General features: G+C 64.7%; 22 protein-coding genes and 1 tRNA gene. 14 read left to right on the top strand and 9 right to left on the bottom strand.

The window, feature by feature from the left end; all coding sequences use genetic code 11:
- Positions 1-49: 49 nt before the first annotated feature.
- Entirely contained in the window at positions 50-250 is a 201-nt protein-coding gene (gene thiS, locus AC5O77_RS09885; protein ID WP_049401605.1) for a sulfur carrier protein ThiS, read from the bottom strand.
- Positions 251-457: 207 nt separating this feature from the next.
- Here thiS and AC5O77_RS09880 point away from each other — a divergent pair, with 207 nt between their 5' ends.
- Both AC5O77_RS09880 and AC5O77_RS09875 read left to right on the top strand, forming a co-directional pair.
- The gene (locus AC5O77_RS09880) at positions 458-2,311 is read left to right on the top strand and encodes an autotransporter domain-containing esterase (RefSeq protein ID WP_032128836.1); all 1,854 of its coding nucleotides are present in this window, start codon (positions 458-460) and stop codon (positions 2,309-2,311) included.
- A 128-nt stretch (positions 2,312-2,439) separates the two neighbouring features.
- Positions 2,440-2,513 (top strand) — tRNA-Gly (locus tag AC5O77_RS09875).
- A 24-nt stretch (positions 2,514-2,537) separates the two neighbouring features.
- Here AC5O77_RS09875 and AC5O77_RS09870 read toward each other — a convergent pair.
- The gene (locus tag AC5O77_RS09870) at positions 2,538-2,987 is read right to left on the bottom strand and encodes a tyrosine-type recombinase/integrase (protein WP_478057702.1); all 450 of its coding nucleotides are present in this window, start codon (positions 2,985-2,987) and stop codon (positions 2,538-2,540) included.
- A gap of 953 nt (positions 2,988-3,940) precedes the next feature.
- Between AC5O77_RS09870 and AC5O77_RS09865 the strand changes: the two genes are divergently transcribed.
- Together AC5O77_RS09865 and AC5O77_RS09860 are read left to right on the top strand one after the other, a co-directional pair.
- Positions 3,941-4,876 (top strand): hypothetical protein, encoded by a 936-nt coding sequence (locus AC5O77_RS09865; RefSeq protein WP_494506752.1) that lies wholly within the window; start codon positions 3,941-3,943, stop codon positions 4,874-4,876.
- Between the two features lie 683 nt (positions 4,877-5,559).
- On the top strand, positions 5,560-5,964 hold the full coding sequence (locus tag AC5O77_RS09860) for a DUF805 domain-containing protein (protein ID WP_494506751.1): 405 nt from the start codon (positions 5,560-5,562) through the stop codon (positions 5,962-5,964).
- A 1-nt stretch (position 5,965) separates the two neighbouring features.
- Here AC5O77_RS09860 and AC5O77_RS09855 read toward each other — a convergent pair whose 3' ends face one another.
- Entirely contained in the window at positions 5,966-6,832 is an 867-nt protein-coding gene (locus AC5O77_RS09855; protein WP_494506750.1) for a PoNe immunity protein domain-containing protein, read from the bottom strand.
- 106 nt (positions 6,833-6,938) lie between these two features.
- Here AC5O77_RS09855 and AC5O77_RS09850 point away from each other — a divergent pair, with 106 nt between their 5' ends.
- Complete coding sequence (locus AC5O77_RS09850) at positions 6,939-8,120, top strand: hypothetical protein (RefSeq protein WP_478057706.1); 1,182 nt, start codon at positions 6,939-6,941, stop codon at positions 8,118-8,120.
- Positions 8,121-8,245: 125 nt separating this feature from the next.
- Here the strand turns inward: AC5O77_RS09850 and AC5O77_RS09845 are convergent, their stop codons facing one another.
- Positions 8,246-8,668, bottom strand: coding sequence for an acyl-CoA thioesterase (locus AC5O77_RS09845; RefSeq protein WP_478057707.1), 423 nt, complete (start codon positions 8,666-8,668; stop codon positions 8,246-8,248).
- A 131-nt stretch (positions 8,669-8,799) separates the two neighbouring features.
- Between AC5O77_RS09845 and rimK the strand changes: the two genes are divergently transcribed.
- The 5 genes from rimK (at position 8,800) to AC5O77_RS09820 (ending at position 12,979) form a co-directional block, all read left to right on the top strand.
- Positions 8,800-9,678 (top strand): 30S ribosomal protein S6--L-glutamate ligase, encoded by an 879-nt coding sequence (gene rimK, locus AC5O77_RS09840; RefSeq protein WP_005418651.1) that lies wholly within the window; start codon positions 8,800-8,802, stop codon positions 9,676-9,678.
- A gap of 245 nt (positions 9,679-9,923) precedes the next feature.
- Positions 9,924-10,400, top strand: coding sequence for a hypothetical protein (locus tag AC5O77_RS09835; RefSeq protein WP_010481495.1), 477 nt, complete (start codon positions 9,924-9,926; stop codon positions 10,398-10,400).
- A gap of 89 nt (positions 10,401-10,489) precedes the next feature.
- On the top strand, positions 10,490-10,963 hold the full coding sequence (locus AC5O77_RS09830) for a hypothetical protein (protein ID WP_049463500.1): 474 nt from the start codon (positions 10,490-10,492) through the stop codon (positions 10,961-10,963).
- An 8-nt stretch (positions 10,964-10,971) separates the two neighbouring features.
- Entirely contained in the window at positions 10,972-11,649 is a 678-nt protein-coding gene (locus tag AC5O77_RS09825; RefSeq protein WP_005410804.1) for a response regulator transcription factor, read from the top strand.
- Positions 11,612-12,979, top strand: a complete 1,368-nt coding sequence (locus tag AC5O77_RS09820) for a sensor histidine kinase (RefSeq protein ID WP_032128829.1) — start codon at positions 11,612-11,614, stop codon at positions 12,977-12,979. Before AC5O77_RS09825 ends, AC5O77_RS09820 begins: the two co-directional genes overlap by 38 nt.
- A gap of 173 nt (positions 12,980-13,152) precedes the next feature.
- Here the strand turns inward: AC5O77_RS09820 and coaE are convergent, their stop codons facing one another.
- The 3 genes from coaE to AC5O77_RS09805 are packed head-to-tail and all read right to left on the bottom strand — an operon-like array spanning position 13,153 to position 15,907.
- Entirely contained in the window at positions 13,153-13,764 is a 612-nt protein-coding gene (gene coaE, locus AC5O77_RS09815) for a dephospho-CoA kinase (RefSeq protein WP_478057708.1), read from the bottom strand.
- Between the two features lie 11 nt (positions 13,765-13,775).
- Positions 13,776-14,639: a prepilin peptidase gene (locus tag AC5O77_RS09810; protein ID WP_032128827.1), complete on the bottom strand. Its 864-nt coding sequence runs from the start codon at positions 14,637-14,639 to the stop codon at positions 13,776-13,778.
- 8 nt (positions 14,640-14,647) lie between these two features.
- A complete protein-coding gene (locus AC5O77_RS09805; protein WP_494506749.1) occupies positions 14,648-15,907 on the bottom strand; it encodes a type II secretion system F family protein in 1,260 nt (419 codons plus the stop codon).
- Between the two features lie 352 nt (positions 15,908-16,259).
- Between AC5O77_RS09805 and AC5O77_RS09800 the strand changes: the two genes are divergently transcribed.
- From AC5O77_RS09800 to pilB, 3 genes are all read left to right on the top strand, one after another.
- Positions 16,260-16,688: a pilin gene (locus AC5O77_RS09800; protein WP_494506748.1), complete on the top strand. Its 429-nt coding sequence runs from the start codon at positions 16,260-16,262 to the stop codon at positions 16,686-16,688.
- Between the two features lie 150 nt (positions 16,689-16,838).
- Positions 16,839-17,246, top strand: a complete 408-nt coding sequence (locus tag AC5O77_RS09795) for a pilin (RefSeq protein ID WP_494506747.1) — start codon at positions 16,839-16,841, stop codon at positions 17,244-17,246.
- A gap of 222 nt (positions 17,247-17,468) precedes the next feature.
- Positions 17,469-19,202, top strand: a complete 1,734-nt coding sequence (gene pilB, locus AC5O77_RS09790) for a type IV-A pilus assembly ATPase PilB (protein ID WP_494506746.1) — start codon at positions 17,469-17,471, stop codon at positions 19,200-19,202.
- Between the two features lie 77 nt (positions 19,203-19,279).
- On the opposite strand, the gene AC5O77_RS09785 is transcribed toward pilB, so the two are convergent.
- The gene (locus tag AC5O77_RS09785; RefSeq protein ID WP_032128822.1) at positions 19,280-20,653 is read right to left on the bottom strand and encodes a sigma-54-dependent transcriptional regulator; all 1,374 of its coding nucleotides are present in this window, start codon (positions 20,651-20,653) and stop codon (positions 19,280-19,282) included.
- 60 nt (positions 20,654-20,713) lie between these two features.
- Positions 20,714-22,327, bottom strand: coding sequence for a sensor histidine kinase (locus AC5O77_RS09780; protein WP_494506745.1), 1,614 nt, complete (start codon positions 22,325-22,327; stop codon positions 20,714-20,716).
- Positions 22,328-22,732: 405 nt separating this feature from the next.
- Here AC5O77_RS09780 and sucC point away from each other — a divergent pair, with 405 nt between their 5' ends.
- On the top strand, positions 22,733-23,902 hold the full coding sequence (gene sucC / locus AC5O77_RS09775) for an ADP-forming succinate--CoA ligase subunit beta (protein ID WP_004154430.1): 1,170 nt from the start codon (positions 22,733-22,735) through the stop codon (positions 23,900-23,902).
- Position 23,903 lies beyond the last annotated feature (1 nt).

Here is a 23,903-nt window from a genome sequence, read left to right as displayed (position 1 = left end):
CTGACAGCGTCGGATTGCCGGCCAGCGGCCGGCACTGCCCGGGATGGCCTCAGCCCCCGCCCAGCGCGTGCACGATCTCCACCACGTCGCCTTCGGCCAGGAGATGCTCGCCATGGCGGCTGCGGCTGACGATCTCGCCGTTGACCTCCACCGCCACCCGGCGCTGCAGCAGCTGCTCGGCCTCAAGCAGGTCGTGGAGGGTCGCCGAGGCGGGCAGGGTGCGGGGTTCGCCGTTGAGCTGGATGTTCATCCCTGCATTGTCGCTGATAGCCCGTCGGGATCGGAACGTTTGTAATTTGAACCGGGCGCCAGCTCCGGCACAGCAGGTTTCGACGTGGTCAGGCGACAATCCATGCGGCGGCGCAGCGTGAGCAAACGGCGGCGCGGTGAAACCATTGACCGTGCGCCGGCGTACGTGCGCCGGATTCCAACTTGTTTACCCCACAGGAGTTCCTAGATGCAGCTCAGCAAACACCCGATCCGCTCCCTCATGGCGGCTGCGATCGCACTGGCCGCGCTGCCGGCCATGGCAGGCGAAAATCCGTACTCCAAGGCGGTGTTCTTCGGTGACAGCCTCACCGACGCCGGCTACTTCCGCCCGCTGCTGCCCGAGGCCACGCAGGGGCTCTCCGGCCAGTTCACCACCAACCCGGGCTGGGTGTGGTCGCAGCAGGTCGCCAATTACTACGGCCTCAACAAGGACCCCAACGGCAACGGCCAGAACGGCGACAACTACGCTGTCGGCGGCGCCCGCGTGTCGGTCGAAGGCAGTGGTGCCCTCGGCGCGATCCCTTCGTTGAAGTCGCAGGCGGCCCGCTACCTGGCGGCAAACGGTGGCAAGGCTGACCGTAACGCCCTGTATACCGTCTGGGGTGGCGCAAACGACCTGTTTGCCGCCGCCGGCGCTGCCGGTGCGGGTGCGCCGCCGGCCCAGGTGCAGGGCATCATCGGTGCGGCGGTCACCGACCAGATCGCGCTGGTCGGTGCCCTGAAGCAGGCCGGTGCCCAGTACGTGCTGGTGCCGAACCTGCCGGACGTGGGCATCACCCCGCAGTTCCGCGGCCCCAATGCAGCAGCCGCCACCGCCATGTCGGTCGGCTACAACAAGGCGCTGTATGGCGGCCTGAAGCAGGCGGGCATCGAGTTCATTCCGCTCGATACCTTCAGCATCCTGCGTGAAGTGACCGCCAACCCGGGCATGTACGGTTTCACCAACGTCACCGGCACCGCCTGCAAGATCAACCCGGCCAACACCACGGGCAGCATCATCGGCTGCAACCCGACCACCTACGTCAGCCCCGATGCGTACCAGACCTATCTGTTCGCCGATGGCGTGCATCCGACCGTTACCGGTCACCAGCTGCTGGGCCAGTACGCCGTCTCGGTGCTGGAGGCTCCGCGCCTGCAGCAGGTGCTGAGCCACTCGGCACAGACCGTCGGCCGTTCGCGTGCCGACCAGGTCAGCAACCACCTGGGCGCCCGTCCGGCCGATGGCCTGTCGTGGTGGGGTGGCGTGCGCGGTGACCTGCAGCGCTATGACCACGCCGACCTGTACGACGGCGTGGCGCCGGCCGGCCTGTTCGGTGTCGACTGGGCACGCAACGGCGTGGTGGTCGGCGGCTTCGCCGGCTTCGGTCGCATGAGTGCCGACTTCGGCAACAGCCGTGGCGACTTCACCCAGAAGGACACCACCGCCGGCCTGTTCGCTGCCTGGTATGGCGACCGCGTCTGGGTCAACGGCCAGGTCAGCTACACCTGGTTGTCGTATGACGTGAACCGCAAGGTCCAGCTGGGCCCGGCCACCCGCGAACACGGTGGCTCGCCGGACGGCAGCAACCTGACCGCTGCACTGAATGCCGGTTACGAGTTCGGCACCGAAGGTGGCTTCCGCCACGGCCCGATCGCTGCGGTGATCTGGCAGAAGGTCAAGATCGACGGTTACAGCGAAAGCGCTGCTGCTGGCACGCTGGCCACCGCGCTGGGCTACGACCGCCAGAACGTCGACTCGACCGTCGGCCGCATCGGCTGGCAGGCCCGCTTCGATGGCGGCACCGTCAAGCCGTACGTGCAGGTGACCTACGACCACGAGTTCGAGGACACCAAGCAGGCCAGCGCGTGGCTGCAGACCCTGCCGGAACTGGGCAGCTACCGCGTGCCGGGCCTGGACTTCGACAAGAACTACGCCACCGCTGTTCTGGGTGCGCGCATGGACCTGTTCGGCCTGCAGGGCAACGTTGGCCTGAGCACCACGGCCGCGCAGAAGCGCGCCCGTGACGCGACGATCTTCGCCACCGTGGGTGGCAGCTTCTGATGAATGCAACATCCCGGGCACCGCAAGGTGCCTGGGATGCCTGCACGGCAGCGCCGGGCCATGCCCGGCGGGTGCGGCGGCCACCATTGCGCAACACCGGCCGCTCCGCATAGACTTTCACCCGCAATGCGGGCGTAGCTCAATGGTAGAGCTGTAGCTTCCCAAGCTACTGACGTGGGTTCGATTCCCATCGCCCGCTCCATGTCTCCCAACGGTTTGCGCCGCTTCAGGCGCTCCGCAATATCCAGACTGCTCCGCATTTCACCGCGTCGGAGTGGCCTTGGCCCCACTTCTTTCGCACGTAGATCTCGGTCGTGGTGACCGATGAATGGCCCAGTTGGTGCTGCGCCTCGCGAATGTCCTTTGCCGAATCGGCCTTGTCCGTGCCCGCCTTGGCGCGGATATCTCGGAACTGGAACTCCCCCTTTGCAGTACCCGCTGCCTCCCGGGCCTTGTCGAACCGGTAGCGCAGGGCCGCGCGCCCCAGAGCTAGGCCGTCGTCGTCTACGATCAGCCGCGTGCTGTAGACCTTCTCTCGCCCATTCGGGCACTTCTCCCTCTTGCGTTTTGCAACGCGCTCGAGCAGCGCAGCCAACTCGCCTGTGATCTCCATGGCGACGCGGTTGCTGGTCTTCGACTTCTGGATGATGAGGCCGCGCGCTGCGACCTGGCTCACGTCCATTGCGGATGCCAACGGGCAACCAGTCTTCTCCCAGGTCCCGGCAACTGTCTTGTACGGAGTGCACTGATATACCAGCAGGCTTTGAGGCGTACACCTCATCTGGAACGGTGCATGTCCGAAGCGATCTGCTCAACTTCCATTTGCGCCATAATATCGATATCAACGAAGCTTGCGCCGTTGCGTACCATGTGTCGAGGATCATAGTAGCCCGGTACGTCACGCTTGACTTCCAGGCCAAGAGCCCCGTAGTTGCGGTCACTGGTCCGAACAGCAACTTCGGGCTCAACGTGATTTTGACTAATCTCGGAGGCAACAACTGGCGAGTGTCGGCCTACGCGGGCTCATCGTTTGTATTCGATACGGTGCGGGTATACGACTCGGTTGTGACCGGAACGCCGGGCAAGACCGGAATCGAGGTCTACGAGCGCACACCGTGGAGCTGGCCTTCGCTTTGTGGGCGAAGCCCCTGCGCATCATGGGCGTAGCTACTGCCCTGTTCGGGGCGGCAGAGGACGCCTATATGCTGGTGCCGGCTGGCCGGCGCTACGCGGTGATCTCGTCTCGTTCGTGTCAGCGGATTGAGCGTGGCGTGGGCTTCCGCCTGACCGGGCCGCAGAAGATGGGACCGGTGTAGCGGGTTCGGGGCGCTTCTACTATGCCGGTGCGACTGCCCTGATCCCGCAGTCCGACAATGAGACACAGTTCAGCGCATCCGGCCACTTCGTGCTGATCGACGTGACCGGGCACTAGGCTGCGGCGTGTCAGATTGCGCCGATGTGCTACTCAGCCCAGATCACCGCCGTGTATCAGAGGCTGTGCCGTAGCATCGGCGAGGGAATGTTGATGCATGAGGTTGCGTCTGAGGACGAGAAATGGCGCCGATTGCTTGGATGCGCGATCAGTCCAGTCGAGGTAGTATCGGTTGGTCACTGTAGAGAGACGCAGGCTTGGCGGTCTACTTCGGAAGTGACGGAAATCGCATTGTTGCCAAGGAGAAGGTCGTGTTGAAGGGCTGTTTTGCTGGGCTTCTTGCGCTGGTGGGATTCATTTCTTTCGCTCCCGATGTTGAGGCGAAAGCTGTTCGTTGCGATACATGTACTAGGGACCTTGATTTCCGCAATGAAGCAATAAGGCTAGGTGCGGGAACACATCTTGTTTATAACGTATCCGCCAATTTGATCCAGCAGTACTACATCGGATACGACAGCACTGGAGGTGGAGGTGGAGGTGGTGGCGTTGTTCCCCGTGCTGCGGGTCCTGTGGTGCAGCGTCAGACGCCACCGTCAGGAGCAGTCGAGGAGGTTAAGCGTGCGCACCAGGTAATGGTGGAGGGCGGCGGCACCCTACGGCCCACTTATATCGTTCCAGTTGATGTTTTGGGTCTGAACCCAAGTGCCTCGGGCAAGACCGCCTATGACTACGTCGGTGATCACAACTTGCGCGCGATGGTAGAGTCAGCAGCTGGCAGTACTGGTGTAATCACAAAGATTGTTGGTGCCAACGTTTTGACAGCGATGTCTGATCTTCTCCAGCACGTGACCAACTACACAGGACTTCGCGATCAAGCTCGACTGTTGATGCGGATTGTGTTCAAAGATGGATCCTACGTTACGGTTATTGTGAATCTTGAGTATCAGAACGGTCAGAGCGAAGTAGGTAGTGAGCGTACTGCCGCAGGTCAATTGATTCCTTCCGATATTCAGCAGGTGCAGGGGGAGTGGACGGACTACAACGGGGAGAACCTTGCACAAATGGTCACGCACCTGCATGGCCTTGGTGCAACGATGACTTCGTCTGGTCCATCCTCTGGCTCCGTGCAGGCAATTACTTGCAGCGGTGCCGGCGCGGCCAAGACATGCCATGTACAGTATCTGATTCGCTGATTGTACTGGCCGCTGGAATAGCCCCTGTATAAAGGGGCTATTTTATTGTGAGGCGAATATTGTCGAAGCTGGGGTGATGGCCGCTAAAACCCTCTGCGCCTGAGCAGCGCCGCGCCGGCCAAGCCGTCGACGACCAAGCCCCTTCCGAAGGACGCCAGTAAAGCGTGGGTGAGGGCAGAGATTCAGCAGATGCAGCGTTTCGTCTCAGGGGCCCGAGCGCACTCCGCAATTGCTGCGGATACTGCGTTTCTCTCGGTAAAAGTGAATCTGCAGCGCGGCACATTGCAGAGCGGAAATCATAGGTAAGCCATTGAAGCGTAGGGGGTCATGACGAGCTTCCCAAGCTGCTGACGTGGGTTCGATTCCTATCGCCCGCTCCATGTCTCCAAGGTACTCCCCCCAGGCAGACGCGGCGCAATCGTTGAACCACGCCGAAGTCCAGCGTGTGGCTGCAGCGCCCTGATTTCTCTCTTCAATGCGTTGGACTGTGGCTTCTCCGAACCGCAGCCCAAGTGACTTGTTTACAAGGCGCATTGCAATCGTGTTCGAATCGTCGACGCTGGCTCCTGCAACCTCCGCTGTCTGCCGGGTCCGCCGGGTCGCAGGGTTCAGTTGGTGCTGGGCTTGGGGATGCTAAAAGATCGTTAACCCTTGCCTCCCATCGTCCGCTGCCCGGAGCGCGAATGATCGCCGCACTTTTGCCCATCAGGCGTTGCTTTGATTTTTCAGGACGATCCAACCGGAAGGAGTTCTGGTCGTACTCCCTGTCTGCTGCCCTTGTGGTGGCAGTGGGCTACACCTTGATGGACGGCGGATACTGGCTGACGGGCACCGTGCTGCTCGATGGGGAGGTCTTCGAGCCGTTCCGGACGCTGGGGTGGGTCATGACGGTCTGCGCGGTCATCGTCCTCCTTCCGCCCATGCTGGCCCTGGCCGTTCGACGACTGCACGACATCGACGAGTCCGGCTGGTACGTCGTGATCGCCTTCATCCCGTTGGGTGTGTTCGTCCTCTTCCCGGTCATGCTTCTGCCGGGCAACGAGGAAGAGAATCGATTCGGCGGTGTTTCCGGCCTGCCGGGTGCCTGACTCAACGCCGGGCGAAGTCCACCAGGTCGGAAGGGTAGTGGGGGCAGGTGCGTAGCGTGGCGTCGTCACCGCCATACAGCACCACCAGCGCAGCCACTTCAAATGCCCAGTAGCCCCACGCGTTCGGCCCGATCAGGCGCCGGGTCCGCTTCTGAGCCTTTGGCGGCAGCAGGAAGAAGTCGCGGTACTGCACCTGCAGGTAGCCGGCCAGCAGTGAAGGGTCGAACGCTTCACCGTCGCGCAGCGGCGCGAACAGCTCGGCGAACGGTCGCGGATGAAAGACCTCATCACTGGCTTCCACCAGGCCCAGCGCCGGCGCGCTGAGGTAGTCCAGCACGCGGTCGGTGTCGAAACAGAGCACCTTCTCCACCAGCGCCGGCAGGCGTTCCTGCGCATCCAGCAGCACGCCCAGTGACAACAGCTGCAGTGCGTATTCGTAGTGCTGCGTTGTACGCGATTGCAACGACGCAGCCAGCGCGATGTCGTGGCCTTGCTGTTGCAGGCTGTCCCGGGCAAGGGCCAGCAAACGCGCATGCTCGAGCCAGAGATCTGCTACGTCGGCATGCATCTGCTGCAACGCCGTGGGGGCGAAGCCGCGGTCGATGCCTTTCAGCAGCAGGTTGCTGCCGGTCTGTGCAACCGTCTCCCAGCCGTAGGCATGCTCCAGGGCCGCATGTCCCTGCAGCGATTCCTCCACAGATTCACCGCCATTGCGCGCATGGCGTGCAAGCAAGGCCATGCCTGCGTTCCAGTCCGCCTGCCAACCCGGCAGGCGAAGCGTGCGGCGCGGCTGGCCCGGGGCCTTGGCCAGTGCTCTCCATCGCGGCAGCATGTCCTGCAGCAGATTCCGGCGATTCACGGCAGTCATCGATTCCATCATCAGCGAGAGTCTAGCGGCATTGCCGGTTCGAACCCCATTGCCTGGCACAGCGTTGAAGGTTTGAATGGTGCACAGTCGCCGCCGCCCAGCCTGCATGACCGTTGATCGAATCGCCCTCCGCCGCTTCACCCAATGGCTACCGTTCCTGATATGGGTAGCGATCTGCGTGGTGTGGTGGTCGCCTTGGGGTGTGGTCGTTGGCCTGGCCGCATGTCTTGCCCTGGGCGGCGTGCTGCAGCACTTCGATCTGGTCGGCGATGCCGTAGGGGGCGCACTGCTGCGCTCGCGGGCGAAGCTGCCCTTCGCGCCCCGGCCCCCCACGCATGATGTGCTGTTGGATTGGGGCGAGCTGGGCATGGGCGGCCCGGCCTACGGCACCCTGATGCTGCGCGATGGCGCCATTGTCGAGGGCGTATCCACCGCAGGCAGCCACGATGCCAGCGGCGAGTGGCTGGCGCTGGCGGGCAGCGCGCTGCGTGTGGCCAGTGGCTACAGTGATCGCAGCGAAGCGGTGATCGTCTACGACGAAGCGGACAAGAGGGTGATGCACCTGCTGGCGATTGTTCCCAGCCTGTTCTGGCAGGAGCTGCACGAGCGCCGGCAGCTTGGCGGGGATGCCGAAGCCGCGATGTGGTTGCGGGATATTCCCAGTCGATCGACCACGCTGCGCCCCTGCCGGGGTCTATGGCTGGAACAGGAGCATCCGGCGCTGGCCGCCGGGGTGCCGCAGGTGTTGCGGCATGTCCTGCCTGATGCCCGGGTGCTGCAGGCCATCCCGCTGCTTCCCGACGACCTGCGCCTGACTGCGCATCCGACCTTGTTCGCGCGCATCTGCCCGTACGCGCTCTGTCTTGATGGCGAGCCCAGTGACCGTCACGCCTGCGATCTGGAGACGGTCATTGCCAGCCCGTCCGGACGATGCGTGGTGGTGGCGGGCAGCGTGCTTGATGGGGATCTGCGTCCCATCGAGGGCGTATGGCTCGTCCACTGGCAGGGGCGTTGGCAGGCCATTGGCCGCCGTGCGATGGGCGGCAGCGGCAAGACCCGGAGTGGGGCCTGGATCGATGTGATCGCGGTCGGCGATGACGGAACGCTTCGCTGCGAAGCCTATGAGGAACACTGGACGTTCGAGGCGATCACACGCGTCCCCACGCCACACACGGCATTGGCGCTGCCTGTGGAATGGCGGGAAACCGCATTGGCCGTGCGTGTCCGCGATGGGGGCTTCTCGCTGCGCCTGCCCCGCGCGGATCAGCGGCCCTCAGTCACAGGTTAGACTGCGTCGAATCAAACAGGGAGGTTCCGGCATGCGTCGTCGATGCAGGCCGGGAAAGCGCTGGAAAAGCTGAAGAAATGGGCTGCGGGCAGTACCGGGTGCGGATGACCGGACTTCCGTATGGCTCATGCGCCTGCCGCCTGCACCTGTTGCGCATACTCCTCGGTAAACAGCCCTGACAATGCCCGGCGCTGCTCTGCATCGATGGCGCGCGAGGCGTTGGTTGTGTAGTCGAAATGCACCATCACGCAGCGCCCGCTGGCCACCAGGGCCTCGAACTGGAACGCCTGCTGCACGATCGACAGCGAGGAGCGGCCGATGGCTTCGATGCGGGTCTCGATGCGCACCTCATGGCCGGCCTGGATCTGCTGCAGGAAGTCGATCTCGTAGCGGCGCAGGATCAGCGTCAGGTCACGCATGCTGGCCTCCTGGCTGAAGTGGCGGAAGATCTCCTGGCGACCCTCCTCGAACCAGACGGGCAGGGCGGTGTTGGTGACGTGGCCAAGCACGTCCACTTCGGAAAATCGCGGAAACACGGTGATCGTCATCGGCCGCTCCATGCGCACTGAACAGGTCCGCGCAGTGTGCCGGCTGCTGCCGGCCAAGCCACGCCGCACGGCATCATCCACCCGCCACACGCCCGCGCTATGCTGCGCGCCTGCCGTCCGATCCTGCCGCGATGAAGCTCGCCATCCTGTCCCGCAACAGCTCCCTGTACTCCACCCGCCGGCTGGTCGAGGCGGCCCGCGCGCGCGGCCACACCGTTCGCATCCTCGACCCGCTGCGCTGCTACATGCGCATCGCCGCCGATGGTTTTTCGATGCACTACAAGGGCCGGCCGATGACCGGCGTGGACATGGTCATCCCGCGCATCGGCGCCTCGATCACCCGCTATGGCACCGCCGTGCTGCGCCAGTTCGAGCTGATGGGCGCGCGCACTCCCAACCCGTCCGATGCGATCCTGCGTTCGCGCGACAAGCTGCGCGCGCACCAGTTGCTGGCAGCCAAGGGCATCGACATGCCGGTCACCGTGTTCGGCGACAACCCCGATGACACCGTCGACCTGTTGTCGATGCTCGGCCCGCCGCCGCACGTGGTGAAGCTCAACGAGGGCACCCAGGGACGGGGCGTGATCCTCACCGAGAAGGCCAGCGCTTCGCGTGGCATCGTCGAGGCCCTGCGGGGCCTGTACGCCAACTTCCTGATGCAGGAGTTCATCGGCGAAGCCAAGGGCGCCGACCTGCGCTGCTTCGTGGTCGGTGACCAGGTGGTGGCGTCGATGCAGCGCCAGGCGCCGGAAGGTGACTTCCGCTCCAACCTGCATGCCGGCGGCACCGCGGTGGCGGCCAAGGCCAGCCGCGCCGAACAGCAGGTGGCGGTGCGTTCGGCCAAGGCGCTGGGCTTGTCGGTCTGTGGCGTGGACCTGATCCGCTCCGCGCGTGGCCCGCTGGTGCTGGAGGTCAACTCCACGCCAGGGCTGGAAGGCATCGAAGCCGCCTGCGGGGTGGATGTGGCCACGCGTATCATCGAGCACGTCGAGAAGATAAAAAAGCCTTGATTAATCAATGACTTGAAATTCTCATGGGCAAATGAGGCCGGCTTTAACACGCCTTTAATCGGCGTCGGCGTAGCCTTCAGCGAACCGCAGCTCTGCCTCTCAGCAGGATCGGTATCGGGATACGACTTCAGACCCAGGCGGGGCACCGCCTGGGTCTTTTTTATGCCGCCGGAAGTCCCTTGTGGAGGCAGCGTGACGGCCGTAGAGTGGCGCCCATCGTTCCTGGATGGATCCGGAGGCTGGCGATGTACCGCATCACGATGATCGCGTTGTTGCTGGGGCTGTCTGGTGCTGTCTCCGCCAAGCCGGAGAAGACCGCCATACAGATGGACGGGCAGGCACCGGTGGCCGAGCAGGTCCGGCGGGTTGAGAAGGCCCTCGATGACGGCGAGTACAGCGAGATTTCCGCTGATGACCGCGCCCAGGTGCAGCAGGCACTGGCGCGCATCACCCAGCGCATGGGCGACCACCGCACGCTTCAGGAGCTCCCGCCGCAGGTCCAGGCGGAGGTCTTCAACGACCAGGAGCGTATCAATACCGTTCTTGTCCGCGCCCACGAGGACAGCCGCCAGATCTGCCAGCACACCCGCACCACCGGCAGCAACATGCCTAAAAGCCGCTGCCTGACCGTGGCCGAGCGCCGCCGGATCGAGGAAAAGGGCAAGGCCCTGCTCAACGACCAGCGCACCTTCAACAACTTCAACCCCGCCACCAACCACTAGGCTGTCCGATGCCCCTGCGCATGGCACTTGCTGGCGTGAAGGTGGTGCGAATACAGTCAACACTCAACTCAAACAAGGATTCGTTTGTCATGAAGTCCCTCCTGTTGTCGGCGGTCCTGATCTCGGGCCTGACCCTGGCCACCGCCGCCTCTGCATCGAACCAGTCCGGTGAGGTCTTTATCCCCGGCAAGCCGCTGCAGCAGCAGATCGAGCGCATCGAAATCGAACTCAACGATGGCGAGACCTACAGCGAACTGAAGCAGACCGACCGCAGCCGTGTACGCGAGGCGCTGGTGCGCATGCGTACGGCCGTCGAGCAGCATCCTGACCGCGATTCCATGCCTGAACAGGTACGAACCGATGTCTTCAACGACCAGCAGATCGTGAACACGGTTTTGACACAGGCACGTGAAGATAGTCGTCTAATATGCCAACGTGAAAAGGCCACGGGTTCGAACCGGTCCACGACGCAGTGCACTACCGTTGCCGAGCGCGCCCGGCGGAAGGACAAGGCACAGCGTGATATGGGCCAGGCCCAGCGCATCGGCAAATTCGTAAATTAGAGGTGACAGTGAGAATCCTGGTAATCGAAGACAACAGCGACATTGCGGCCAACCTGGGCGACTACCTGGAGGACCGGGGCCACACCGTGGACTTCGCGGCTGACGGGGTTACCGGTCTGCACCTGGCCGTGGTGCACGAGTTCGACGCGATCGTGCTGGATCTCAATCTGCCAGGCATGGACGGCATCGAGGTCTGCCGCAAGTTGCGCAATGAAGCGCGCAAGCAGACCCCGGTACTGATGCTCACCGCCCGCGATTCGCTGGACAACAAGCTGGCCGGCTTCGATTCCGGCGCGGACGACTACCTGATCAAGCCGTTCGCGCTGCAGGAAGTGGAAGTGCGTCTGAACGCCCTGTCGCGACGCGGCAAGGGCGTGCAGACCCGCGTGCTGGAAACAGGCGATCTGGAATACAACCTGGATACGCTGGAAGTGCGCCGCCAGGGCAAGCTGCTGCAGCTCAACCCGACCGCGCTGAAGATCCTGCAGGCGCTGATGGAAGCGGCCCCGGCCGTGGTGACCCGCCAGGAGCTGGAAACCAGGGTGTGGGGTGAAGAACTGCCCGATTCGGATTCCCTGCGGGTGCACATCCATGGCCTGCGTGCGGTGGTCGACAAGCCGTTTGAAGTGCCGCTGATCCAGACCCGCCATGGCATCGGATACCGCATCGCCACCCCGGAAGCCTGATTCGGTGGCAACCAAGGGGGAGCGCCGGCGCACGCCTTATCGGCGGCGCCTGCGCAGCCGCATCATCGTTTCGTTCGTGTTGTTGGGCTTCTGCCTGACGACACTGTTCGCGTTCGCCACCAACTGGGCCCGCCTGCGCGTGGAAAACCAGCTGGTGGAAGAGCTGATGAACCGCAACATCGACGAGTATGCGCGCCGCTATTACGAGCACCCCGGGCATAACCCGGACGCACCGGTGCTGCAGATCAAGGCCTATGCCTATTCGAAGGACAAGTTCGACCGGGTGCGCGAAGAGCGCGCGCAGTGGGCGGGCTTCTCCGATGGCATCCACAGCGTCAGCGGCGATGAGCACGGCGAGCCGTACTCCTACAAGCTGGCCGTACGCAAGACGCCCGACGCCTGGTTCTTCCTCGCCTATGACATGACCGACAGCGTGCGCGGCGGCAAGCAGCTCAACCGCGCGCTGGTGCTGTCGGTGCTGGTGTTCAGCGTGCTGTCGCTGGTGCTGGGCTGGTGGTCGGCCTCGAAGGTGATGAAGCCGGTGTCGGATCTGGCCGCGCGGCTGCGTGCCTATCGCGGCGGCACCAGTGATCCCGAGCCGTTGGCGCCACGCTTCCCCGACGACGAAGTGGGGCAGCTGGCCCAGGCGCTGGACGACTATTCCTCGCGGCTGACCGAAGTGGTGCAGCGCGACCGTGAATTCAATGCAGACGTCAGCCATGAGCTGCGCACGCCGCTGGCAGTGATCCGTGGCGCCACCGAGCTGCTGCTGACCCGGCCCGGCCTGGACGAAAAGGTGCTGCAGCGCCTGCAGCGCATCCAGCGCGCCGAACAGCAGTGCAGCGATCTGATCGGCGCACTGCTGCTGCTGTCGCGCAACGAGCGCGGGCAGGGCACCAGCAACGTCGCCCGCGTGGCCGAGCAGCTGCTGGACGCACACCGTGCGCAGCTGGGTGGCAAGCCGCTGGAGCTGCTGCTGGAAGGTGAGCGCAATCTGGTGATCGACGCGCCCGAGGCGGCGCTGTCGGTGGCACTGGGCAACCTGATCGGCAACGCCGTGAAGTACTCGCAGGACGGCGAGGTACGCGTGTTCGTCGGCACGAACTCGGTGTCGGTAACCGACAGTGGCCCGGGCCTGAGCGAGGAAGACGCGGCCAAGCTGTTCCAGCGTGGCTACCGCGGCACGCATGCCGGCCACTCGCAGGGCGGCGGCATCGGCCTGTCGATCGTCAGCCGCCTGTGCGACCTGTACGGCTGGCAGGTAAGCGTGCGCCCCGGCGGCCAGCGTGGCGTGATCGCCACCCTGACGTTCTCGCCGAAGCCGTTGTAAGGGCCCCTGCTTTGGTGGGTGCCGACCTTGGTCGGCACGAACCCCGCCGACCTTGCATCGCGCCCTGTGTCGCTTGTGCCACCACCGTGATCGCTGCCGCGCCCCGCGCGTGTAGATCCACGCCATGCGTGGATGCACTTCGGTAGTGCCGGCCGCTGGCCGGCAACCAGGCCTCAACCCCCGGCCAACCCCAGATACCGCGCATGCAGCTGTTCCACCTGCACCTGCAGGTCCTCCGGCTGCCCATCATTGACCACCACGTCATCGGCCAGCGCCAACCGCTGTGCGCGGCTGGCCTGCGCAGCAATCATCCGGTCGGCCAGCGCGGCATCAATGCCATCGCGCTGCATCAGCCGCGCATGCTGCACGGCTTCGGGCGCATCCACCAGCAACACCCGGTCCAGCCACGGGTAGGCTTTCCGCCCGCCCACCTCGGTCAGCAGCGGAATCGCGGCAATCGCATAGGGGCCCTCAGCCTGCTCGCACTGCTGTTGCATCAGCAGGCGGATGGCGGGGTGGGTGATGGCTTCCAGCGCCGTCCGCTCGGCCGGGTCGGCAAACACGTGGGCGCGCAGGCGCCCCCGGTCCAGGCTGCCATCGGCCAGCAGCATGTCGGCGCCGAAACGCTCGGCGATACGGGCCAGCGCCGGGCTGCCGGCAGCCACCACGGCCCGTGCGGCCAGATCGGCGTCGGCCACCACGATCCCCAGCGCCTCAAAGCGCCGGGTCACCTCGCTCTTGCCGGAGGCGATGCCTCCGGTCAGGCCAACCACATAGCGGCTCATGGGGACTCCCCTCAGCGCAGCCCGCTCATCACCAGGTACTGCTCCACCAGTGGCGCACCCCACATGAAGTACAGCCAGCCGGCGATGGCCAGGTACGGCCCGAACGGGATGGGCGTGGCGCGGTCACGGCCGCGGCTGTACAGCCAGATCGAGCCGATGATGGCGCCCAGCACCGACGACAGCAGGATGATCGGCAGGATCCCCTTCAGGCCACACCAGGCGCCCAGTGCCGCCAGCAGCTTGAAGTCGCCGTGGCCCATGCCTTCCTTGCCGGTCAGCTGCTTGAACAGCCACCAGACCGTCCACAGCGACAGGTACCCCACCGCCGCACCCACCAGGGCGGGCTTGGCTGGCATGTACAGGTTGTCGATGCTGCCTATCAGCCCCAGCCACATCAGCGGCAGGGTCAACTGGTCGGGTAGCAACTGAGTGCGCAGGTCGATGCCGGACAGGGCGATCAGGAAGCAGGTCAGCACGATGGCGCCGAAGCCCTGCCAGCCGAAGCCGAACTGCCAGACGCAGGCCAGCACCAGCACCGAGGTCAGCGCCTCCACCAGCGGGTACTGCAGCGAGATGGGCGCCTTGCAGTGGCGGCACTTGCCACCCTGGATGATCCAGCTGAACAGCGGGATGTTCTCGTACCAGCTCAGCTTGTGCTTGCAGTGCGGGCAGTGCGACGGCTCCACCACGATCCCCGGTGGGGGTGGTTCATAGAAGTCCGGTTCCTCCAGGACTTCGCGCGCATCGCGCTTCCACTGCCACTCCAGCCGCTTGGGCAGCCGCAGGATGACCACGTTCAGGAAACTGCCCAGCAGCAGTCCCAGGGCGGCCGCGGCGGGGTAGCCGAGGCCGGGGTGCTGGTCGAGAAATGCCATTGATACCTTTAGCCGACGACGGCGCCGAGTTTGAAGATGGGCAGGTACATCGCGATCACCATGCCGCCCACAATGGTACCAATGAACACCATGATCATCGGCTCCAGCAGGCTGCTCAGGGCATCCACCGAGTTGTTGACCTCTTGCTCATAGTACTCGGCCACCTTGAACAGCATGGCGTCCAGGGCGCCGGCCTCTTCGCCGATGCCGGTCATCTGGATGACCATGTGCGGGAACAGGTTGGTCTGCTTCATCGACATGTTCACCGGGTAGCCCACCGAGACGTCGTCGCGCATGCGCAGCACCGCCTCTTCGTACACGGTGTTGCCGGTGGCGCCAGCCACGATGCCCAGGGCCTCCACCAGCGGCACGCCGGCCTTGAAGGTCACCGCCGTGGTGCGCGAGAAGCGGGCGATGGCGCTGTTGTGCATGATCTGCCCGATCACCGGCACCTTCAGCACGAACCGGTCCATCGCATGCTGCATCTTCGGCGAGCGTTTGTAGGCCATGACCAGACCGACCGCCGTACCGATCGCAACCAGCAGCATCAGCCACCACCACGACACCATGAATCTCGAGAGGTTCACCACCAGCTGGGTGAAGGCGGGCAGCTCGGCGCCGAAACTCTTGAACACGTCCTCGAACTGCGGCACCACGAACACCAGCATGATGCCGCTGACCAGCATCGCCACCACCACCACCATGATCGGGTAGAACAACGCCTTCTTGATCTTGCCCTTCAGCGCTTCGATGTTTTCCTTGTAGGTGGCCACCGTGTCCAACACGGTTTCCAGCACGCCGGCGCCTTCACCGGCCCGCACCAGGTTGCGGTACAGCTCGTCGAACTGCACCGGGTGCTTGCTGATGGCCTCATGCATCGAGGAACCGCCCTCGATATCGGTGCGGATGGTGTCCACCAGCTTCTTCATGCGCGGGTTCTTGTGCCCGCTGGCAATGATGTCCAGTGATGACACGATCGGCACGCCGGACTTCATCATCGTGGCCATCTGCCGGCTGAAGAAGGCGATGTCCTTGGGCTTGACCGGGCTGCCGGCGGCGCCGAACAACGGTTTCGACTTCGGCTTGACCTGACCCGGATTGATGCCCTGGCGGCGCAGCTCGGCACGCAGCAGGTTGGCGTTCTTGGCCAACTGCTCGCCCTTCATCTTCACGCCCCGCTTGTCGGTCCCCTCCCAGACAAACGGCTGCAGTTCCATGGTGGCGCGCGCCACCGGTTCTTTCTTGATCGCACTGCGACTGACAGACATGTTGGCTCCCCAAGACCCGCCATCCCCAGGCGGGTAACTAGCCATCGATGGTAGCGGGTTCAAGGCCGGATGGGCAGTTGGTGGGGCGCCCGGAATGCGATTTCGTGCCGGGTGCCGGCCAAAGGTGACGCACTGCGTCACATTGCCGCGTCCATCGCAGATTCGGATGCGGGGGGTTCCCATCCACGAAATTGCTGCCATCATGGGCGCGGGGAAATCCAGGGGGAGGCGTGCCGGGGTTGGCACGCAACCTGCGTTGATCCACCCGCAGGGTACGGGGCCCGCTCAACCGGCGCTGTCCGGTCCGATCCCGTGCACTGAACTCAACCACCACTATCTTGGGGATGTACCAATGAAGAACCAGAAGGGCTTCACCCTTATCGAACTGATGATCGTCGTCGCGATCATCGCCATCCTGGCCGCCATCGCACTGCCGGCTTACCAGGACTACACCTCGAAGTCGAAGGTCACCGCTGCGCTGGCCGACCTGGCCTCGCACAAGACCCAGTTCGAGATGGAAGTCAGCAACGGCAACAAGCCGACGCTGGAAACGGCAGGTTTCCAGGCTGATAACACCGGCAGCTGCAGCGAAATTACTGTCGCCGAAACCGGCATGACCTGCACTATTCGTGACCCCGGTCGCATTGGTAGTGCCTCCAAGCTGCAGCTTGCATATGCTGAGGCTACTGTCGATGCGGATGGCAAGATCACCAAGGCCGGTGGCTTCACCTGCAAGGTCGATGACATCAAGCCGAAGTATGCTCCGGCCGGTTGCAACTAATCGAGTTGGGCTAGGATGAGCGGGGACTTGATGTCCTCGAACTTCCGAAAGCAAACACAAGGCCCGCTTCGGCGGGCTTTGTGCTGACCGGGACAAGAAAACCCAGTCAGCACACAGCAATGGGGATTGCTGGATCAAACAGGGGGAGTCATGAACACGCAGAAGGGCTTCACGCTCATCGAACTGATGATCGTGGTGGCCATCATCGCCATTCTGGCGGCCATCGCGACAGTAGTATTTCAGCCTTACATCATCCGTACCCAGCTGACAGCCGCGCTGGCGGATATCAGTCCCGGAAAGACACTGGTGGAGACGGTCGTATATCAGGGCCGCTCCGCCGGCGAGGTCACCCCCGAGTTCATCGGCGGCGCCCAGAACGCCCACTGCTCGAACGTGGAAGCCGAACTCAGCGACTCCGGCGTCGGCCATATCAGCTGCACCTTGAAAGGACACAGTGCGCTGGAAGGCAAGGACCTGATCCTGCGCCGCTCGGCCGAGGGCATCTGGAGCTGCGACGGCAGCGCGTTCGAAGCGCGCTATCGCCCGACCGGCTGCTGATCACACTTCTGCGCTCTGATGGGATGCTGGCCGACCCTTGACGGGGCTATCATCACCGGGGGAGTCAGGATCGTGCGTGCCGGGTAGGGAGTGCCAGGCGAGGCCGTGTTGCTCATGGATTGGCGATGCCGTTGGCCGTTGGGTCGCGGCGGGTTCTGCTGCCCCGTGCGGTGTCCGTGCAAGGCGTACGGCACTGCATGACCCCATGAGCCAAGGATTCATATGAACGCTGTCACCACCGCCAATCTTGTCGGCATCACCGGCCTGGCCCGTCGCCTGGTGCAGGACGGGGCCCTGGACGAGGCCACCGCCCGCGACGCCATGGCCAAGGCCGCGGCCGCCCGCCAGCCACTGCCCACGTGGTTCGCGCAGAACAAGCTGGTCAATGCCTCGCAGCTGGCCGCCGCCAACGCGGTCGAGTTCGGCATGCCGCTGTTCGACGTGTCCACCTTCGACGCCGGCCAGAACGCGATGAGCCTGGTCAGCGAGGAGCTGCTGCGCAAGCACAACGTGCTGCCGCTGTTCAAGCGCGGTGGCAAGCTGTTCGTCGGCACCAGCAACCCGACCCACTCGCTGGACGAGATCAAGTTCCACACCAACCTGGTGGTCGAGCCGATCCTGGTCGACGAGGATCAGATCCGCCGCACGCTCGAGCAGTGGCACGCCAGCCACGATGCCATCGGCAACGCACTGGGTGGCGATGACGAGGGCATGGGCAACCTGGATGTCGCGGCCGGTGACGAAGATCTCGGCGCCAGCAGCGGCGACTCCGGCATTGACGCCAAGAGCGACGACACCCCGGTGGTGAAGTTCGTCAACAAGGTGCTGGTCGATGCCATCCGCAAGGGCGCATCGGACATCCACTTCGAGCCCTACGAAGACGATTACCGCGTGCGCCTGCGCATCGACGGTCTGCTGAAGATGGTGGCGCGCGCGCCGGTGAAGTTGAACCAGCGCATCGCCGCGCGCCTGAAGGTGATGGCCCAGCTGGATATCGCCGAGAAGCGCGTGCCGCAGGACGGGCGCATCAAGCTGAACCTGTCCAAGACCAAGCAGATCGATTTCCGCGTCAGCACGCTGCCGACCCTGTTCGGTGAAAAGGTGGTGCTGCGTATCCTGGATGGCAGCGCGGCCAAGCTGGGCATCGACAAGCTGGGCTACGAGCCGGACCAGCAGAAGCTGTTCCACGACGCCATCCACAAGCCCTATGGGATGGTGCTGGTGACCGGCCCGACCGGCTCGGGCAAGACGGTGTCGCTGTATACCGCGCTGGGCATCCTCAACGATGAGACGCGCAACATCTCCACCGCCGAAGACCCGGTGGAAATCCGCTTGCCCGGCGTCAACCAGGTGCAGCAGAACAACAAGCGCGGCATGACCTTCGCTGCGGCACTGCGCTCGTTCCTGCGACAGGATCCGGACATCATCATGGTCGGCGAAATCCGCGACCTGGAGACGGCCGAGATTGCGATCAAGGCGGCGCAAACCGGCCACATGGTGCTGTCCACGCTGCATACCAACGATGCGCCGCAGACCATCGCGCGTCTGATGAACATGGGTATCGCGCCGTACAACATCACCAGCTCGGTGACGCTGGTGATCGCCCAGCGCCTGGCACGCCGGTTGTGCGGCAACTGCAAGCGACCGGCGAACCTGCCGGAGCACGCGCTGCTGGCCGAGGGCTTCACCCAGGCGCAGCTGGATGCGGGCATCCAGTTGTACGAGGCGGTGGGCTGCGATGAGTGCACCGAGGGCTACAAGGGCCGAACCGGTATCTACCAGGTGATGCCGATGACCGATGAGATCGCCACGATCGTGCTGGCCGGCGGCAACGCACTGCAGATTGCCGAGGCGGCGCAGCAGATCGGGGTGAATGACCTGCGGCAGTCGGCGTTGAAGAAGGCGGCAGCGGGTGTGACCAGCCTGGCCGAGATCAATCGCGTTACCAAGGATTGAGGTAGATCCACGCTATGCGTGGATGACGCGGCGGCGCACGCCAACCAAGGTTGGCGCCTACCAGGGCCGTTCGGCCCTTACTCCATCCCCAGCTTCTTCAGCTTGTAGCGCAGCGCGCGGAAGGTAATCCCCAGCTGCGCGGCCGTGCGGGTCTTGTTCCAGCGGTTCTCTTCCAGCGCGCGCTGGATGGCGCTGCGTTCCAGCTGCTCGATGTACGAGGGCAGGGCGGCACCGCCCGGCTGCAGGTCGGCCACGGCTTCGGCGGGAGCAGCGCCGCCGGGCGCTCGCGGGGCGTGCTGCGGCAGGCGCAGGTCGTCGGCACCGATGCGGTCTTCTTCGGCCAGTGCCAGCGCGCGCTCCAGAATGTTCTCCAGCTCGCGCACATTGCCCGGGAACGCGTAGTGGGCCAGCGCTTCCAGCGCGGACGGCGCCAGCAGCGGTGTGGCACGGCCGTGGCTGCGGGCCAGCCGCGCCAGCACGGCGGCAGCCAGTTCCGGCAGGTCCTGGCGGCGCTCGCGCAGCGGCGGCACCTTCAGTTCAATCACGTTGATGCGGTAATACAGGTCGTGGCGGAAGCGCCCGTCCTCGACCAGCTCGGCCAGGTCGCGGTGCGTGGCCGAGAGAATGCGCACGTCCACCGGTTCTTCGTTGGCCGCACCGACCGCACGCACCGACTTTTCCTGGATCGCGCGCAGCAGCTTCACCTGCATCTGCAGCGGCAGCTCGGCCACTTCGTCCAGGAACAGGGTGCCGCCGTGTGCAGCCTGGAACAGGCCCGGCTTGTCGGCATGGGCGCCGCTGAAGCTGCCTTTGCGATGGCCGAAGAACTCGCTCTCCATCAGCTCGCCGGGAATGGCACCGCAGTTGACCGGCACGAACGGACCAGCCGCACGCGCGCCCTGGGCGTGGATGGTGCGCGCGACCAGTTCCTTGCCCACGCCCGATTCACCGAGGATGTAGACCGGTGCCTGGCTGCGCGCGACCTTGCCGATGGTGGTGCGCAGTACGTCCATGGCCGGCGAAGCGCCGAGCAGGCGTGCAGCCTGTTCGGTGGCGGGGCCGGGCGCAGGGCGTTCGGTGTTGTTGAGTTCCAGCGCGTGCTTGACCAGGCCGCGCAGCACCGAGATGTCCACCGGCTTGCTGACGAAGTCGAAGGCGCCGGCCTTCAGCGCTTCCACGGCCAGGTCCATGCTGCCGAAGGCGGTGATCATCGCCACCGGCGTGCGCGGGTAGTGCTGGGCGATCTCGCTGACCAGCTCGATGCCGTTGCCATCCGGAAGGCGCATGTCGGTGATGCACAGGTCGTACGGGTTGCTGGCCAGCAGCTCGCGCGCTTCGGCCAGGTTGGCGGCGGTACTGATGCGCAGCCCCATGCGGCCGAGGGTCAGTACCAGCAGTTCGCGGATGTCGCGTTCATCGTCGACGACGAGGGCGCTGCGGGTTTCGTTCATGGGCGTGAAAGATAAACGAGGGGGCTGGAAGCGACAAATGTTTGACGCACAGAATTGGAATCAGGTGGGCAACAGCGTGTGCGGGCCAGGCAGCACCAGGCGGAAGCAGGAGCCGCCGGCGGGCACCGGGATGTAGTCGAGCCGTGCCTGGTTGGCGCGGCACAACTCGCGGGCGATATACAGGCCCAGCCCGGTGCCGTGCTCGGAGGTAGTGAAGAACGGGCGGAACAGCTGTGCGGCCACGCTCTCGGGAATGCCGGGGCCACGGTCCATCACGTCGATCACCGCGCTGCGCTCGTGCTGCGCCACGCGCAGGCGCACGCGCGCCGGCTGCTGGCCGATGCGGCCGTACTTCAGTGCGTTGTGCACCAGCACGGTGAGCACCTGGTGCAGGTGTTTGCTGTCGACCTGCGCCATCACCGCCGTGTCGCTGATGATCGGTTCGATGCTGTCGGTTTCCAGCGTCTGGCCCTGCTTGTACTCCAGCACGAAGCGGCGCACGAAGGCGACCAGGTCGACGTTCTCGGGCGTGGCGCGCTCGCGCCGTGCCAGCCCCAGCACGCTCTCGACGATGCCGTTGGTGCGCTGGCATTGCTGGCGGATGATCTGCAGCAGGCGGCGGTCGCTTTCGTTGAAACCGGTGCCTTCCTCCAGCAGCTGCACGGCGTAGTTGATCGCCGCCAGCGGATTGCGGATCTCGTGGGCGAGGCTGGCCGAGAAGCGGCCCATCGCCGACAGGGTGAGCGATTCGGCGCGCCGCGAGACCACGCTGGAGTCGTCCAGGAATACCAGCGCCAGTTCGCTGCCGGCCAGCAGGCGGGCGAACCGCGGTTGCACTTCCGGCTGGTCGGGGTTGAGCTGCAGCGGCAGTTCGTCCTGGGCCCAGCCGTTGCGCCAGCGCTGCAGGCGGCGCGCCAGTTCCGGCGCGGCACTGGCCAGATCCAGGCGTCCCGTCTCACCGATGCCGTCGTTGTCGCCGAGCAGCATCGAGGCCGCTTCATTGGCCAGGGTGATGCGGTTGTCGGCGTCCACCACCAGCACGCCGGTGCGCATGCGGCGGATGATCAGTTCGTTGATCTGGAACAGGTTGGCCACTTCGTCGCCGCGCTGGTTGGCCAGCTGCTGGTTGCGGCGCGCGCGGTTGCCCACCTGGTAGCTGATGAAGGCCAGCGCCAGGTAGCTGGTGGCGAACATGGCCAGCTCGGCCAGCGTGCGGGTGGGGTCACCGCCTTCGAGCACCTTCCAGAGGTATTCGGTACCGGTGGCCAGGCTGGCAGCGACCGCCAGGCCCAGGCCCCAGCTCAGCGGCAGCAGGGTGGCGGCAGCGGCGATGTTGAACAGCAGCGACATCGAGATGCCGGCGCTGGCACCGGGCAGGGCATGCGCCAGCAGGGTGGCGGCGATGATGTCCACCAGCACGCTGCTGACCACGATCGGGCGCAGCCAGCGTTCGTTGCGGCCGATCGCCAGGGCCAGCAGCGACAGCAGCAGATAGATCGCCGCGACGGTATCGGCCAGACGCGGGTGATGGGCCTCGCCGACCATGCCGGACAGGGGGCTGTAGAGCAGGCCGGCGATGACCGCGGCGATCAGCACCCGGTACAGCGCGAAGAAGTACAGCTCACGCCGCGGAATCGATTCGATGCGGTCGATCAATGAAGCACTGGGTGACACGCCGGAACTCCCCTTCTGGCTGCCTGGGTCTGGAATCTGCGGCGGCCCTGCCTGGCATCCCCTGAAGCCGGGCGGGTTCGTCGCTTCTATGTGGCCTGCGGTGGAAGCCGCCGGGCAAGCCCGACACTACACACCTTGGTTGACCAGTATAGGGCCCCCGGCAGGACGCCGCCGGAGCCGCCCGGATCGCGCATTTGGCCTGCCGTGGATACCGGTGGTCAGCGCCGGCCCGGGCGCAACTGCCTGAATGGCGGTGGAAATCTGGCCGGGTGTGGCGTTTTGTACAGACTTCTTTGCGCCCCGGCGCTGGCTCGGCCACAATAGTGGGCCCGCCGCGGTCCATGCCGGCGCCCCGCCGGGGCCCTGAGGAATTGCGTGCGGTCGTTCCTATTCCCACGGTGACGCATGAATTTCCACGAATACCAGTCAAAACAACTGCTTGCCGAGTACGGCATCCCGGTCCCGGCCGGCAAGGTCGCTGCGACCCCGGACGAAGCGGTTGCCGCTGCCAACTCCCTGGGCCAGGGCCCCTGGATGGTCAAGGCGCAGATCCACGCTGGCGGCCGCGGCAAGGCTGGCGGCGTCAAGTTCTGCAAGACCACCGACGACGTGAAGGCCGCTGCGGCCAAGATGCTCGGCACCAAGATGGCCACCTACCAGACCGCTGGCGTTGAACTGCCGGTCAACCTGGTGCTGGTGACCACCGCCGGCGAGATCGTCAAGGAACTGTACCTGTCGGTGCTGGTTGACCGTGGCACCAAGACCATCACCTACATCGCCTCTTCGGAAGGCGGCGTGGAGATCGAGCAGGTCGCCGCTGAAACCCCGGAGCTGATCCACTCGCTGAACGTCGACTTCGTCGAAGGCGTGCAGGGTTACCACGGCCGTGATTTCGGCTTCAAGCTGGGCCTGACCGCCAAGCAGGCCGGCCAGTTCGCCAGCATCATGGTGAACCTGTACCGCCTGTTCAACGAAAAGGACCTGGCCCTGGTTGAAATCAACCCGCTGGCCATCCTGGACGACGGCAACCTGTACGCGCTGGACGGAAAGTTCGACAGCGACGACAACGCCGCGTTCCGTCAGAAGGCCCTGGTCGCCATGCGCGACAAGACCCAGGAAGATCCGACCGAAGTGATCGCTTCGGAGCTGGACATCAACTACGTCACCATGGACGGCAACATCGGCTGCATGGTCAACGGCGCAGGCCTGGCCATGGCCACCATGGACGTCATCAAGCTCAACGGCGGCGAGCCGGCGAACTTCCTGGACGTGGGCGGCGGTGCCAACAAGCAGCGCGTCATCGAAGCGTTCAAGCTGATCCTGTCCTCGGACAAGGTCGAAGGCATCTTCGTCAACATCTTCGGCGGCATCGTCCGCTGCGACATGATTGCCGAAGGCATCATCGCCGCCGTGAAGGAAGTGGGCGTCAAGGTTCCGGTCGTGGTGCGCCTGGAAGGCACCAACGTGGAAGAAGGCAAGCAGCTGCTGCGTGACAGCGGTATGGCCATCATCCCGGCTGACAACATCAACGATGGCGCCAAGAAGATCGTTGAAGCTGTCAAGAACGCTGCCTGAT

It is taken from the genome of Stenotrophomonas sp. INTA L402-1, from assembly GCF_059295135.1.
Note: the sequence above shows the minus strand (reverse complement) of the source record. Positions and strands in the feature narration are given on the sequence as shown.

Coding starts and splice junctions, on each gene's coding strand:
- thiS (WP_049401605.1), bottom strand. CDS start 250: ATGAACATCCAGCTCAACGGCGAACCCCGCACCCTGCCCGCCTCGGCG.
- AC5O77_RS09805 (WP_494506749.1), bottom strand. CDS start 15,907: ATGTCTGTCAGTCGCAGTGCGATCAAGAAAGAACCGGTGGCGCGCGCC.
- AC5O77_RS09820 (WP_032128829.1), top strand. CDS start 11,612: ATGGCATCGGATACCGCATCGCCACCCCGGAAGCCTGATTCGGTGGCA.
- AC5O77_RS09795 (WP_494506747.1), top strand. CDS start 16,839: ATGAACACGCAGAAGGGCTTCACGCTCATCGAACTGATGATCGTGGTG.
- sucC (WP_004154430.1), top strand. CDS start 22,733: ATGAATTTCCACGAATACCAGTCAAAACAACTGCTTGCCGAGTACGGC.
- AC5O77_RS09800 (WP_494506748.1), top strand. CDS start 16,260: ATGAAGAACCAGAAGGGCTTCACCCTTATCGAACTGATGATCGTCGTC.
- coaE (WP_478057708.1), bottom strand. CDS start 13,764: ATGAGCCGCTATGTGGTTGGCCTGACCGGAGGCATCGCCTCCGGCAAG.
- AC5O77_RS09785 (WP_032128822.1), bottom strand. CDS start 20,653: ATGAACGAAACCCGCAGCGCCCTCGTCGTCGACGATGAACGCGACATC.
- AC5O77_RS09830 (WP_049463500.1), top strand. CDS start 10,490: ATGAAGTCCCTCCTGTTGTCGGCGGTCCTGATCTCGGGCCTGACCCTG.
- rimK (WP_005418651.1), top strand. CDS start 8,800: ATGAAGCTCGCCATCCTGTCCCGCAACAGCTCCCTGTACTCCACCCGC.
- pilB (WP_494506746.1), top strand. CDS start 17,469: ATGAACGCTGTCACCACCGCCAATCTTGTCGGCATCACCGGCCTGGCC.
- AC5O77_RS09810 (WP_032128827.1), bottom strand. CDS start 14,639: ATGGCATTTCTCGACCAGCACCCCGGCCTCGGCTACCCCGCCGCGGCC.
- AC5O77_RS09860 (WP_494506751.1), top strand. CDS start 5,560: ATGATCGCCGCACTTTTGCCCATCAGGCGTTGCTTTGATTTTTCAGGA.
- AC5O77_RS09835 (WP_010481495.1), top strand. CDS start 9,924: ATGTACCGCATCACGATGATCGCGTTGTTGCTGGGGCTGTCTGGTGCT.
- AC5O77_RS09855 (WP_494506750.1), bottom strand. CDS start 6,832: ATGACTGCCGTGAATCGCCGGAATCTGCTGCAGGACATGCTGCCGCGA.
- AC5O77_RS09850 (WP_478057706.1), top strand. CDS start 6,939: ATGACCGTTGATCGAATCGCCCTCCGCCGCTTCACCCAATGGCTACCG.
- AC5O77_RS09845 (WP_478057707.1), bottom strand. CDS start 8,668: ATGACGATCACCGTGTTTCCGCGATTTTCCGAAGTGGACGTGCTTGGC.
- AC5O77_RS09880 (WP_032128836.1), top strand. CDS start 458: ATGCAGCTCAGCAAACACCCGATCCGCTCCCTCATGGCGGCTGCGATC.